The organism is Adhaeribacter swui, assembly GCF_014217805.1.
GTDB lineage: Bacteria > Bacteroidota > Bacteroidia > Cytophagales > Hymenobacteraceae > Adhaeribacter > Adhaeribacter swui.
The window spans coordinates 576,527-590,058 of record NZ_CP055156.1; the positions used below are offsets into that span (position 1 = coordinate 576,527).

10 protein-coding genes are annotated in these 13,532 nt (G+C 44.9%); 5 read left to right on the forward strand and 5 right to left on the reverse strand.

Annotation, left to right across the window (positions count from 1 at the left end; translation table 11 throughout):
* Positions 1–5: 5 nt before the first annotated feature.
* The 3 genes from HUW51_RS03560 to ahcY all read right to left on the reverse strand — a co-directional run bounded on the left by HUW51_RS03560 (position 6) and on the right by ahcY (position 3,441).
* On the reverse strand, positions 6–1,037 hold the full coding sequence (locus HUW51_RS03560; RefSeq protein WP_185272622.1) for a glycosyltransferase family 9 protein: 1,032 nt from the start codon (positions 1,035–1,037) through the stop codon (positions 6–8).
* Positions 1,034–1,786: a glycosyltransferase family 2 protein gene (locus HUW51_RS03565; protein WP_185272623.1), complete on the reverse strand. Its 753-nt coding sequence runs from the start codon at positions 1,784–1,786 to the stop codon at positions 1,034–1,036. The genes HUW51_RS03560 and HUW51_RS03565 overlap by 4 nt, the downstream gene beginning before the upstream one ends.
* Positions 1,787–2,133: 347 nt before the next feature.
* Positions 2,134–3,441, reverse strand: coding sequence for an adenosylhomocysteinase (gene ahcY, locus HUW51_RS03570; RefSeq protein WP_185272624.1), 1,308 nt, complete (start codon positions 3,439–3,441; stop codon positions 2,134–2,136).
* Between the two features lie 300 nt (positions 3,442–3,741).
* On the opposite strand from ahcY, the gene HUW51_RS03575 reads away from it, so the two are divergent.
* From HUW51_RS03575 to HUW51_RS03585, 3 genes are all read left to right on the forward strand, one after another.
* Positions 3,742–4,944: a THUMP-like domain-containing protein gene (locus HUW51_RS03575; protein WP_185272625.1), complete on the forward strand. Its 1,203-nt coding sequence runs from the start codon at positions 3,742–3,744 to the stop codon at positions 4,942–4,944.
* A gap of 529 nt (positions 4,945–5,473) precedes the next feature.
* Positions 5,474–6,358, forward strand: a complete 885-nt coding sequence (locus HUW51_RS03580) for a glycoside hydrolase 5 family protein (protein ID WP_185272626.1) — start codon at positions 5,474–5,476, stop codon at positions 6,356–6,358.
* Positions 6,359–6,413: 55 nt separating this feature from the next.
* On the forward strand, positions 6,414–7,340 hold the full coding sequence (locus HUW51_RS03585; RefSeq protein ID WP_185272627.1) for a glycosyltransferase family protein: 927 nt from the start codon (positions 6,414–6,416) through the stop codon (positions 7,338–7,340).
* A 498-nt stretch (positions 7,341–7,838) separates the two neighbouring features.
* Here the strand turns inward: HUW51_RS03585 and HUW51_RS03590 are convergent, their stop codons facing one another.
* On the reverse strand, positions 7,839–9,224 hold the full coding sequence (locus tag HUW51_RS03590) for a Coenzyme F420 hydrogenase/dehydrogenase, beta subunit C-terminal domain (protein WP_228466927.1): 1,386 nt from the start codon (positions 9,222–9,224) through the stop codon (positions 7,839–7,841).
* Positions 9,221–10,327 carry a polysaccharide pyruvyl transferase family protein gene (locus tag HUW51_RS03595; protein ID WP_185272628.1) on the reverse strand — a complete coding sequence of 369 codons (1,107 nt, stop codon included), beginning with the start codon at positions 10,325–10,327 and terminating at the stop codon, positions 9,221–9,223. Before HUW51_RS03595 ends, HUW51_RS03590 begins: the two co-directional genes overlap by 4 nt.
* Before the next feature lie 538 nt (positions 10,328–10,865).
* Between HUW51_RS03595 and HUW51_RS03600 the strand changes: the two genes are divergently transcribed.
* On the forward strand, positions 10,866–11,468 hold the full coding sequence (locus HUW51_RS03600; protein ID WP_185272629.1) for a histidine phosphatase family protein: 603 nt from the start codon (positions 10,866–10,868) through the stop codon (positions 11,466–11,468).
* A gap of 520 nt (positions 11,469–11,988) precedes the next feature.
* Positions 11,989–13,317: an inositol-3-phosphate synthase gene (locus HUW51_RS03605; RefSeq protein WP_185272630.1), complete on the forward strand. Its 1,329-nt coding sequence runs from the start codon at positions 11,989–11,991 to the stop codon at positions 13,315–13,317.
* The last annotated feature ends 215 nt before the right edge of the window (positions 13,318–13,532 follow it).

Below are 13,532 nucleotides of genomic sequence, written 5' to 3' on the forward strand. Positions count from 1 at the left end.
TTTTATTATTCTGGGCGCCATTGCTGCACTTGGCTAACTACCTCCGCTACAGTAATCTGCTGAATGCATACACAACTACCGGGCGTTTTCCGGCAATCGCTGCAATCTTTGGGTACTACCAGGTATTCGGCCCTTGGGCCTATTGGTGCCCAGCGCCCCGGATGCATGGGCTTAATGGGCGGATACAAGCCCAACGCATGAATGCCCACACTAGCTGCTAAATGCAAAGGGCCAGTACTGGCTCCTACTAAACCGGTACAAGCTTTCATAAAACTAATAAACTCGGATAATGAAAATTTACCAGTTACATTTGTAATAAAATTCTGATTTTCGCGGAGCCAATCCTGCAACAACTCTCCCTCTGCCGTTGAGCCCGAAATAAAAACCTGCCAGCCTAAGCCATGTAGTTGGCGAGCCAATTGAGAAAAATGCGCTAAGTCCCACTCCCGGGCACTGCCTTTTGATTTTGGGTGCAGAATAATACAGGGCTGATCATTTTTTAAAAATTCTTGCCATTTATCCGACAGCGGAGTTATTCTGGAAAAATCCAGGTAAGCGGTTACCTCCGGTAAAGTAGGGATAGTTTTTAAACCCAAAGGCCGGAGTAGAGCAAAGTTTAACTGGCTTTCGTGGTAAGGCGAGTGGCGGCGACTGAGGTTTACTAAAGCATTGACCGTAAACCAATGAAACCACCGATTGCGCGTACCAATGCGTTGTTTTATACTTGCTTGGCGAGTTACTTGCGCAATCTGCTTATTCGGGAAGACATGGATAATGCTACTGATTTGCTGATTTTTAAAAAACCGGACTTGTTCGGCTACTGGCAAATCTTTTATATCATCCCAATTTAAAAACTGATCTACGTATTTACAGCAAGCTACTACGGGCGCCGTGTACGTACGCCCCAAAAACAGCACGCGCGCGTCGGGTACGTTTTGCTTTATCCAGCCCGCCATGGGCAGCGTGAGCACCACATCCCCAATCGCATCAATCCGGCTGATCAGAATGGTTTTAACGGGAGCGTTCAAGTTCTTCATCGGTTAGCCCAGTATAGTTTCGCGTACTTTACAAAAACCGCGTACCCCGACAATACCGCCACGCAAAATCCGGCAAAGCCATCGCGCCAGCCAAATTTTAAAAAATACATCTGAAAAAACTTAAACGGCGGCTTTACCAGCATGGGCCATAAACCCGGACGTTTGTTTTTCAGCTTTAATTCCTGACAGGCAATGGTGGTAAAATGATTAATTTGTTTCAGGTGATCTTCCAGGCTATGGAAAGAATAATGATGCAAATCGCCTTTCAGCAAACCGGTAGTTTGGTTGGGTTGCACCTGGTAAACTTCGTGCAATAACAAACCTTGCCATTGGCCTTGCTCGCGGTTATACAAACGCAATTTTTTATCGGGGTACCAGCCACCGTGCCGAATCCAGGAACCGCAGTAATTGGTTAAGCGCACCAGGTAATAACCGGCTAATTGCCAGTTCGCTTTTATGGCCAGTATGGATTTTTCGAGTTCCGGAGTAACAACTTCGTCGGCATCCAGGGAAAGAATATGCGGGTAGGCGGCCTGGCTATTGGCAAAGTTTTTTTGATCGACGTAACCGGTAAAAGCCCGCGAAACAAACCGGGCGCCATATTGGGCGCAAATTTGGGCGGTGTTATCTGTAGAGTACGAATCTACCACTACCATATCGTCGGCTAGATTTTTTACGCTTTCCAGGCAGCGCCCAATGTTGCGTTCCTCGTTAAACGTAATAATTACCACCGACAATTTTACGAACATCAATCTTAAATTTAGGACGCAGTTAAATTCTGCGCGAATATCGGATTTTCCGGAATAGGATGTTGAATTTTTAAATTTTTACCGCAACAGCTTTTATTAAAGAACTTTCGCTGTAATACAATATCGTTTGTGGAGACACAAACGAAGGCACTGCACTTTCTCAAGGGCACGAAAGCTCAAATAGCAACGCTGTTTTGGTAAAAACTCTGCATAAATACAACATCATTACTCAGAAGCACATACCTCTTAAAACAAAATAAAAAGAGCCGAATGAAAATCCGGCTCTTTTAAAATATATACTCAAAAGATAATCCGCGTACTAAAAATAATCCGCGAAAATCCGTGATTTAGTAACGGTAATACTCGGGTTTATACGGGCCTTGTTTTTCTACCCCGATGTAAGCAGATTGATGATCGGTTAATTCTTCCAGTTCCACGCCAATTTTAGCTAAATGCAAACGGGCTACTTTTTCGTCGAGGTGCTTCGGTAAGGTATACACCTGGTTTTCGTAGCTGGCAGCATTGGTCCACAGTTCTATTTGCGCTAACACCTGGTTAGAGAAAGAGTTAGACATTACAAAAGAAGGGTGACCAGTAGCACAACCTAAGTTTACCAAACGGCCTTCGGCCAACACAATCAGGTCTTTGCCTTCGATGTTGTATAAATCTACCTGTGGCTTAATGGTATCTTTGGTGTGGCCGTAGTTTTTGTTTAACCAAGCCATGTCAATTTCATCGTCGAAGTGACCGATGTTACACACAATGGCTTTATCTTTTAAAGCGCGGAAATGTTCTTCCCGGATAATATCGCAGTTACCGGTAGCGGTTACCACAATATCTGCTTCCTTAACGGCATCCGCCATTTTCTTCACGGCAAAACCATCCATAGCCGCTTGTAAAGCACAAATCGGGTCAATTTCGGTAACAATTACGCGGGCACCAGCGCCCCGCAACGAAGCCGCCGAACCTTTTCCTACGTCACCGTAACCAGCAACCACGGCCACTTTACCAGCCATCATTACGTCGGTTGCCCGGCGAATAGCGTCTACTAAAGATTCTTTACAGCCGTATTTGTTATCGAATTTGGATTTTGTAACGGAGTCGTTAATATTAATAGCAGGCAACGGTAATGTGCCATTTTTCACGCGCTCGTATAAGCGATGCACCCCGGTGGTAGTTTCTTCTGAGATTCCCCGAACACCAGCGGCTAATTCCGGATATTGATCCAGCACCATGTTGGTTAAATCGCCACCATCGTCCAGAATCATGTTTAAAGGTTTGCGATCCTCGCCAAAGAACAAGGTTTGTTCGATGCACCAGTTAAATTCTTCTTCGTTCATGCCTTTCCAGGCAAATACCGGAATACCGGCAGCCGCAATAGCTGCCGCTGCATGATCCTGAGTAGAGAATATATTGCAGGAAGACCAGGTTACTTCGGCACCTAATTCCACCAGGGTTTCAATTAAAACCGCAGTTTGTATAGTCATGTGCAAGCAACCGGCAATACGGGCACCTTGCAAAGGCTTGGAAGGACCAAACTCTTCGCGGATAGCCATTAAGCCCGGCATTTCGGCTTCGGCTAATCTAATTTCTTTCCGACCCCACTCGGCGAGTGAGATATCTTTAACTTTGTAGTTAAGGGCGGTTTCGATCATTTTTATATAGTTTTGAATGGCAAAGTTACAGAATAGGTTTATGAACTGCAAAACTCGGTAGTGCTAAAGGCTTTATACAGAAGTGGCTCATTACCTGTTGCTTTCACAATACGTTTAGTTTACAACAAATTAAAGAATAAAGAGTTCGGCTTAGCAACAGATAATCCCTGTTGGCCCGCTGGCACCAGTAATACTATATCTAAGCTGTAAATTACTGATGCCTATTAACAACTACATCAGGCCTCTTATGTTGCTTTGATGACACGATTTTTTAAAAATTTTAATTTTTCGAACGGATAAATGCCGGATTTACAACCTCTTTCGAGCACCGAACAGGATTTTGTGCAGGAACACGCCCAAGCCGATCCAGCTAAATTGCTCTTGCAACAACACCGGTACAAAGGTTTAGACGTGCCTCGCCTGGTGCACTACATACAAGCCCGGCAAAAAGTTAAAAGCAAGCTGCCGCTCTGGTATCAAAACTTACAGATTATCTACCCGCCTTTCTTGTCGTTAGAACAAAGCTCTTCGGAATTAACGGCGCAATATAAAGCCGGGCTGGTAAGCGGAAACTTATTAATTGATTTAACCGGCGGATTTGGGATTGATAGCTTTTACTTTGCCCAACATTTTGAGCAAGTACATTACGTGGAACAGAATGCGGAACTGACTGCTATTGCCGCGTATAATGCTACTGTACTAGGCGCTACCAACATTCAATTTCAGGCTGGTTCAGCGGCCGATTTTTTAAAAAATTTTAATAGCAAGGCCGATTGCATTTACCTGGACCCGGCCCGCCGGGGTAACGCTAACCAGAAGCTCCATTTTCTTACGGATTGCGAACCGGATGTATTGCAGTTACTTCCCTTGCTTTTCCGGAAGGCCGACCAAATTTTACTAAAAACCTCTCCCATGCTGGATATTGAACAAGCTCGCCAGCAGTTGGGCCAGGTAAGTACCATTACGGTAGTGGCCGTAGATAATGAATGCAAGGAAGTGCTGTACCTCTTACAAGCAGATGTGCCCGCGGAGCCGGAATACGTAGCGGTAAACTTACGCGCCACCCAAGCAGAAATTGCTTTTAAATTTAAAAAATCAGAAGAGGAAGCGGCAGCAATTACTTATTCCGAACCTCAAGCTTTTATTTACGAACCCAACACGGCTATTCTAAAAGCAGGTGGCTTTAAAAGCGTAGCCCAGCAATACCGCGTAAATAAACTGCACCGCAACAGCCATTTATATACCTCCGAAACTTTAGTGACAGATTTTCCGGGCCGGGCTTTTAGCTGCCGCGCCATTTGTAAATACCAGAAAAAAGATATTCTCCCTTATTTACCCTCTAAAAAAGCCAACATCACGGCGCGTAATTTCCCGGAACCCGTAGCAGCTATCCGCAAAAAGCTAGGTTTGCAGGAAGGCGGCGACCAATACTTATTTGCTACGACGGATATGCACCAAAAGCCTATTATTCTGGTCTGTGAAAAAGCTGCTGCCGGTAAATAAGTATTAAGTCACAAGTCTCCGGATATTAAATGTTAAACTTTTGCATTTAACTTTAAAATGTAGCTTTAAATAACAACCGAGCTGCTTTCCGCAAATTTCTTTTCGCTGGCCATTTTTTAAATTTTTAAAATTTACAGATTCGCCTTTTTCAAAACCGAGAGAAAAAGCGGGTAAACCATAATTAATGCGCTTACCCTTTGCTCAGCTAATTGGTGCAGAGAAGCAGTTGAAGTAAGCCTAACTCGGTTTTCTGTGACTGAAGAAGGTGGCCTGCCTTTTATCATTATTTTAATTCTGTTTTACAAATAGTTAACTCATTAACCGATAACCGAAAGAAGAAAAACAGCTTCTATCTTTATAATCTAAATCCAGGTTCCAGACAATTTTATTTGTTAATCTGTGGCCTCGCAGCCCAATTTTTAAATTCCGGTAATCCTGAAAAAGTAAATTATATTTGCCCGCGCACCGAACTGCCCGACTCTTCCCGCGTACAGCTATTCCGGTGATTAAAACAGACCTTATTTAAAATATGATTGAAGCAGTAAAATTCTGGAACGAACCTAACAACAAATCGCACTGGGACCCTCAAATAGATCCGGAATGGCGGATTTACGGCCAAATGGTAAAATTAGCCGCTCAAGCCGTTAAAGCCGAAAACCCGGGCATCTTGCGCGTTCTCGGCGGTATTTCTCCCATTGATCCTAGTTTTATAAATCGCATGCAAAGCTACGGTGCTCTTGATGATTTAAACGCCATAGCAGTGCACGGTTTCCCGCTGGACTGGAATTTATGGTCGATACACGAGTGGCCCAATAAAATAGCCGAAATTGAAGCCGTAACCAATTTACCGGTGTGGGTAACGGAAGTAGGTATTTCCAGTTTTGGTGCCGAAGAAGTACAGGAATTTGGGCTAAAACGGACGGCTGAATTATTAATGGGACGCGTACCGCGGGCGCACTGGTACAGCTTATACGATTTACCGCAAGCCTGGGAAGCAACTACCCGCCACCGCGAAGCCGAGGGTTCTTCATATTACCGTCATTTTCATATGGGTTTGCTGCGCGAAGACGGCACGCCTAAATTAGCCTTAAAACATTTCTCCGACTATACCCCGGAATTCGGTATTTGCCAGTGGTTCCATTTCGAAGATCACCGTTTAGACCAGGCTATAGATTGGCTGCGGAAGTTAGGGGTAAAGCACCTGCGTACCGGCTTAAGCTGGGCCGATTGGCTGCGCCCCAACGCCGAAGTGTGGTTCGACCACGTGATGAAAAAACTGGAAGAATTTGATTTAACCGTTACGTTCTGCTTTACCCCGGAGTCCAAAGGAATTCAGCCGCACCATACCAGTCCGCCCCAAAATATTGAAGAGTTCGCTGATTTCTGCGTAACCATGATGCGCCGTTACGCTTAATTTTTAAAAATTTTCTTAATCGGATAACTGATTACGAGTAACAAATAACCAATTCATGAGCGAACAAATTCAGGAGGCTGAACCGGACGTGTGGATGCAACATATGCGTCGGGGAAAGTTTGAAGAAGCCTGGAAAAAAAGTGATGCGGATTTGAAAGCCCGGGCAGGTCAGCCTTGCTGGCACTTGCCCCGGCATTTCCAATACATCTGGGATGGCAGCTCTTTAGTCGGCAAGCGCGTACTGGTGCGTTGTTACCACGGCTTGGGCGATACCGTCCAGTTTATCCGGTACATGCCTTTGCTGAAAGAAATTGCTGCTAAAGTGATTGTTTGGGCGCAAGCTCCGCTCATCCCGCTTTTAAAAACCGTATCTGGCATTGACCAGCTTTTGCCGCTGCACGATGGTACGCCCGAAGTAGATTATGATGCCGATATCGAAATCATGGAATTGCCGCATTACTTCCGCACTACCCTGGCTACCCTACCAGCGCAGGTGCCTTATTTGCACGCAGAGCCTTTGGTTCTTACGTCTGATAATAGCAGATTAAAAGTAGGCTTAGTATGGAAAGCGGGAGATTGGGACGAAAGCCGTTCTATTCCGTTTTCTTCATTAACACCGTTGGCCGAGTTACCATCCCTTCAATTTTACATGCTACAAGCTAATGCCCCTGAAGCTGGTTGGAACGGTAAATTTGGGGAATTTCCGGGTAACTTTAGTTTGTATGATTATGCCCGGGTAGTAAAAGACTTGGATTTACTAATTACCGTGGATTCCATGCCGGCGCATTTGGCCGGCGCTATGGGTATACCGGTTTGGACTTTATTGCGTACTGAAGCGGACTGGCGGTGGATGGATGATCGGGATGATAGTCCGTGGTATCCGACCATGCATTTGTTTCGGCAGACTCAATCCGGTAATTGGGATAAAGTTATTAGCCGTGTTGCGGAGGAGTTAAGTAAGCTTAGTAGAGATAAAGATTAAGTTATTACTTATTCTTTTTTCTTCTTTGGAGCCGGTTCCCGTCTCCATGCTGTGGTGCTATCTAGCTTGCTGGCTACAAGTTTTGCCTCGTGGCCGGCGGGCCTCGTTTGGCTCTTTCGGGCGGTCTAAGCTTCCTTTCCTCGCTTCGCTGCGGAATTCTGCTCCGCAGAACCGGAACCTTAGAAGGCCCTCAACAGCCAAACTGGTATCAGTTGCGCTTAGTTACCGTCTTTCTTGATTGTTCATGTGTTTTTTTACTTATTAAATTCCTAGCTAAATTTAAATTCCTAGCTAAATCCCTGGCGCAAGTCTTAGCGTAGCGTGACTTATAGACAAATGCCAGTCTCCTGACTGGCGAATTAGAATTTTAAGATTATTTAAAAATCTATTTGTTGACAGGAATATTTAATAGCCACTTTCTAGCCATAACAAAATGTAAAAATTTAAAAAATTGGCTTACAACAAATAAAAAGCGGAGACTTGTGATCTCCGCTTTTTTTATCCTTTTAGTTCGCTGTAGCGTTTGAACATTTCTTTAACTTTTCCTTGGTGGTAGGCCAGTCCGTGGTAAACGGCGGCGACTACGCGCGCCCAGCGGTAATAAATTGGTGGTTTCTGGAGATGGCGGGCAAATTTAAATACCCGGTTACTCCACGCCGAAATGTAATAGCGTGTCCGGTAGATAAGCTTGCGATGCCGGGTAGGCGTTTTGGCATCCGGGGCAACGCGTTTACGCGGTTTCACGCCTTTTTTCTGCCAGGTTAATCGGTAAGCTAAACCTTCACGACGCTGCCGGAAACCGGCGGCTTGCGTTTGGTGCACAAATTCGGCATCCACTTGTTTTAATTCTAATCTATTTTCCTGAATAGCGTTAGCAACCAGTTGTTCTATTACCGGAGAGCGTACCACTACCACGTTGGTGCCTCTACCATCCGAAGAATACGGTTCTACCCAGGCATCGCCGAAAGAAATATCGGCGGTTTCGGCTACTACGTCGTCGCAGTAATTACACGCGGAATTCATGTAAAAACCGGCGCCCCAGTCGCCATCGGCTAAATGCCACCAGAGGCGGTTTACTTTTTGGCCATTGCGCAAGGTCAGTTGGGCGTTGTACCAATTAGCCGGGTGGTTATGGTCTTTCAGGCGATACTCTACCTTTTCAATCTGATTTACGGGTACGTTCATCTGCCAGGCAAAGCTTTCCACGAAGCGGGCGCTTTTCATGTGGCCGCAAAACAGGCCCAAAGTAAACTTAATGCGCTCCCGTATAACGGGATCTTCGCGGCGTAGTAACTGCACGGCTTTAATAAAACACGGAATGCCCACTACGGCGTACCGGCCCGGAACTTCGCGAATAGTTTTTAAAATTTCGGATAACTCAATAGGGTAATACCGCGACTTAGCGCCGGCCCTGACCTCTTCTTCGGTGCGGGCAATGCGGTAACGGAAATAACGGCCATTGGTTTGCGGATCTTCGGTGGCAATGACGTGCGCTACGCCATCAATCAAACCCTGGCGCATTAACTCGGTGGCTACCCAGGTAACCATGCCGCCCGAACTGCCTTGCAAACGGAAATCTTCCTCGCCCACGTGCCCTACGTACGCATTCTCAAACCGACCAATACTAGGGTGTTGCCGTTGGGCGGCCGGGTATAACTTATCGGCTAAATAATCTTCGTTTTTGGCTTCCGGCGAAAACGGGCAGGTTTGGGTAAAGTTAACCGAACGCTGATTAAACCAGGCATTATTACCCGTAGGTTTTAACTGGCCGTAATCATCAAAGTTCATCTGTACGTCGGGTAAATTGGCTTGGGCCACGCAACTGCCGCACCCAATGCACAAACCCGAACACACAATTTCCTGCGGACTTACTAAAGCGCTCATGCGGGTTGTAATTGTTTCGTGCTCAGCGCCCGGTCCAGGTACGCGTTAGATGATTGCCGCAATAAGTTTATTCTTGCGGTAATTTCGGGGTTTAAAGGCTCGCTTAAGCGGGCTTCGATCACCTCTGATGGCGTACCTTCCAGAATTAAATGCTTTTCGCCGCCAATTTTAGCCATTAAACCTTGTAGTTTATAGCGCCGGTAAGGCGTGGTTTCGCACACAAACGGCCTGGCATTGCGCAAAGCAAAAACACAACCGTGAAAAAAGTTAGTGGCTACGGCTTCGGCTTTCGCCATAAAATGCGCGAAATCATGCGGATCGGCGGTAAGCCATTGTTCGTCGGCCCAGTCATTGCGGTACCCAATGCTGATGAGTGGCAAGTTTTTGCTCTTGGCGTAAGCTTGAATTTCGCGGGCAAACGATTCGGAAAAATTATGGCCGTAAACGGCAATATACGCTTTTGGCAATCGACTTAAGCTGCGATCATCGGGCGTTACCGGGAACTGCAAGCAAGGGTCCAGTACCATTTCGGGCTCAAATCCTAAAGCATTTTTTACAATTTCTTGCGAGTTAGCGTCGCGCACCGAAATCTGATCGAAGTTGCGCAGCTTTTCGGCCCAGTTGGGGTCCATGCCCCAGGTTGCATCGTAATTACCAAAACTAGCCGCGTACGAAATCAGTCGCTTGGCCCGCACGTTGTCGCCATAAAAGATGGAACAGCCGCCAAACCACGGGTGCGATAAATTCCATACTTCGTCGCTGCCCACTACCACCACATCGTAGTTATCCATTTCGGCCGGATTCTCCAGTTGAAAGCGCCGCGACAAAGGCATGGTTTTAAAAATTTTAAAAAATTTTAAAATTTTCTCGCGGTACAGCGGGTAATCCGATTTAGGTACGTGCGTAGGTAATACCGGCTGAAAAGCGCAAGTCCATTCGGCCTGGTTTACCCGGTCCGAGTCGTGATCCAGAATTTCTACCTGGTGGCCGCGGCCCTGCAAGCCTTCGGTTAAACAGCGCGCCTGCCAGTAACTTCCGTAATTAATGCACCGGTGAAAAGTAAGAACGCCGATTTTTAAAGTATCTTTATTTGTATGCTCCAATGTATCTTTCAGAAAAGGGTCAATAAATAATCGTTAAATCTTAACCAGACCTAAATTTTAAAAATTTAAATTTTACAGTCAATCGGCTAAGGGTTTCGGTAACACCGAACGGGATAAAGGCAATTTAGGTTATCCTGGCAATTAGTTGTTTGTGCTTGGATGTTTGTTACGCACCTGATATATTTTTGAGAACCAGGCTATTGGTATACAACTTCAGTTAAATAGATTTCGGCGAAGCTAATTAAATCTATAACGGCTGACAAATACGCTATGAAATAAGCAGCCAGGTTGTGTTTTCTATTCAACCACCTGAACAAGCATTGCGGGGCAGTTAAACTTTTAAAATCCTAAGCCTCGCTAATTTTAAAAATTGTTAAACAAGAAAAGAACTAAAACGGTAACCGGGTAAGCTTCGTTAAAAGGCAAAATTTTAAAAATTACCGCGCCAACAATCTTGCCGTAAAGTAAGGTATTTATCCGGAACAATTAAAAAAGAAGCGCTGGATTACACACGTTCGCCCAGCTAAAATAAAACAGAATGCTTAACCTACTTCTTATTCGCCATGCTTTAACCGACTCGGTAGGAAAGCGTTTATCGGGCCGTTTGCCGGGTGTTTCCTTAAATAACACCGGTCGCGAACAAGCGCAACAGTTGGCTTCGCGGCTCGCCAATGTACCGCTGGCGGCTATTTATAGCAGCCCCTTAGAACGCGCCGTAGAAACTGCCGAGCCAGTAGCGAACTTACATAATTTAAAAACACTTATTTCTCCGGATTTTTTAGAAATTGACTTCGGCGACTGGACCAACGCTACTTTTGAGAAACTGCAAGGGCAAACCCAATTTCAACATTTTAACTCTTTTAGGAGCCAAACGCGCATACCCGGCGGCGAAATGATGCTGGAAGCCCAGACCCGCATAATTGCCGGCATCGAAAAATTATACCACCAGCACCAACAACAAACCATTGCCGTTGTGAGCCATTCAGATTTAATAAAAGCCGCTCTGGCTTATTATGGCGGCATTCACCTGGATATGTTTCAGCGCATCGAAATTAGTCCGGCTTCGGTAAGTGTGATTCAAATTTTTCCGGAAACGGCTAAAATTTTAGTGATAAACGATACTGGCGACCTAAAGATTTAACTTATAATATTGCTTATTACTAAACAAACAGGCTAAACACCAAAAGCACTTTTTACAACTAAATTTGGTTTTTTGCCACCTTAAATCACCTTTGTTGCGGGCGCTATTGCCTTACCTGAGTGGCAAGTTTTACACTGGCAAGTAACACCATCCGGTAGTTAACGTACAACCCTCAGGAAAGTAGCTTAACTCAGTACATTTTTAAATTTTGCAATTAGGCCAAGGCGTTATTATTTTTTTTTCAGTTCCGGCAGCTTTTTCTAAAAATGCCAGTAATTTTTATTTCAAAAAGTACGCTCGCGATAATAACAGTAGAAATAAATGCCAGCTTAAAATTTTAAATAAAAACCTTGTTAGTAAGAGTAGCTTTCAGCTGAAAATCTGGCAGTTAAAACCTAATTTTGCCTTTTTACCGTATTTTATTTAACATAAACAGGTTTGATACTGTAACAATTTAGCTATATTCCTGTTTCAAAAGCTTTTTAACAGTCGAGTAGTTATATCACTAAAGATAATTCACATGCATAATACCATTGAAAAAGCAACAGGAAAGCTTGGTATATTAACCCCGGGGTTAGGTGCCGTAGCCACTACCCTTATTGCCGGTGTAGAAGCCGTGAAAAAAAATCTGGCGCAGCCGGTTGGCTCTTTAACCCAGATGGGAAATATCCGGTTAGGAAAAAAATCAGAAAACCGGAACCCCAAAATTAAAGATTTTGTACCGCTCGCTGACCTGCATGACATTGTTTTTGGTGGTTGGGATGTGTATAGCGATAATGTGTTTGAAGCCGCCCTGAACGCTAAAGTACTGGAGCCTATGTTGCTGCACGCCGTTCGCGCCGAACTGGAAGCCATTAAGCCCATGAAAGCCGTTTTTGACCAAGCATATATTGCCAACCTGCACGGCGATAACGTAAAACAAGCGGCTACCAAAGCCGATCTGGCCAAGGCCGTAATGGACGACATCGAAAATTTTAAAGAAGCCAACGATTGCTCCCGCGTGGTACTCGTGTGGTGTGGTTCCACCGAAATTTATTTGGAACCTTCGGCGGTACACCAAACCCTGGCCAGTTTTGAAGAAGGCTTGCGCAACAACGATCCGGCCATTGCCCCTTCTATGATTTATGCTTACGCGGCTTTAAAACTGGGCGTACCTTTTATGAATGGCGCTCCTAATTTAACCTGCGATATTCCGGCTTTAATCGAACTAGCCAAACAAACCGATACCCCCATCGGCGGTAAAGATTTTAAAACCGGCCAAACTTTAATGAAAACTATCCTGGCTCCCGGTTTGCAGGCGCGGGCTTTAGGCGTAAAAGGCTGGTTTTCATCGAATATTCTGGGTAACCGCGATGGCTACGTGCTCGATCATCCGGACAATTTTAAAACCAAAGAAGTTTCGAAATTAAGCGTACTCGAAGATATTCTGCAACCCGAAACCAACCCGGAACTGTACGGCGAAATTTATCACAAAGTAAGAATCAACTATTACCCCCCGGCCGGCGACAACAAAGAAAGCTGGGACAACATTGATATTTTTGGCTGGCTGGGTTACTCCATGCAAATAAAAATTAACTTTTTGTGCCGCGATTCTATTCTGGCTGCTCCGTTGGTGCTGGATTTAGCGTTGTTCAGCGATTTAGCTAAACGCGCTGGCATGTCGGGCATTCAGGAGTGGTTGTCTTTTTACTTTAAGTCGCCGCAAACTGAATCTGGCTTGCACCCGGAACACGATATTTTCAAGCAATTAATAGGACTGCAAAACACTTTACGCCAACTCATGGGCGAAGAAATTATTACGCACCAAGGCCAGGATTTCGATCAGGATTTAGTAGAAGCTTCGTTGTAAACTATTTAAGTTCTGCCTTATCATAAATGGAAGTGCCGGTTTTGTAACCGGCACTTTTTATTTTAACCAGCTTTTTGGTGATAATTTAAAAAATAAATATTTTACAAAAACTGGATGCAGGAAAAGCCAATCCATAAAATCGTTTGTGAAGACACAAACGATAGCGGCTATGGAATACAAACATTTGCTGCAAATCTTAATTCTTAATTAATATC

Coding starts and splice junctions, on each gene's coding strand:
- HUW51_RS03560 (WP_185272622.1), bottom strand. CDS start 1,037: ATGAAGAACTTGAACGCTCCCGTTAAAACCATTCTGATCAGCCGGATT.
- HUW51_RS03565 (WP_185272623.1), bottom strand. CDS start 1,786: ATGTTCGTAAAATTGTCGGTGGTAATTATTACGTTTAACGAGGAACGC.
- ahcY (WP_185272624.1), bottom strand. CDS start 3,441: ATGATCGAAACCGCCCTTAACTACAAAGTTAAAGATATCTCACTCGCC.
- HUW51_RS03575 (WP_185272625.1), top strand. CDS start 3,742: ATGCCGGATTTACAACCTCTTTCGAGCACCGAACAGGATTTTGTGCAG.
- HUW51_RS03580 (WP_185272626.1), top strand. CDS start 5,474: ATGATTGAAGCAGTAAAATTCTGGAACGAACCTAACAACAAATCGCAC.
- HUW51_RS03585 (WP_185272627.1), top strand. CDS start 6,414: ATGAGCGAACAAATTCAGGAGGCTGAACCGGACGTGTGGATGCAACAT.
- HUW51_RS03590 (WP_228466927.1), bottom strand. CDS start 9,224: ATGAGCGCTTTAGTAAGTCCGCAGGAAATTGTGTGTTCGGGTTTGTGC.
- HUW51_RS03600 (WP_185272629.1), top strand. CDS start 10,866: ATGCTTAACCTACTTCTTATTCGCCATGCTTTAACCGACTCGGTAGGA.
- HUW51_RS03605 (WP_185272630.1), top strand. CDS start 11,989: ATGCATAATACCATTGAAAAAGCAACAGGAAAGCTTGGTATATTAACC.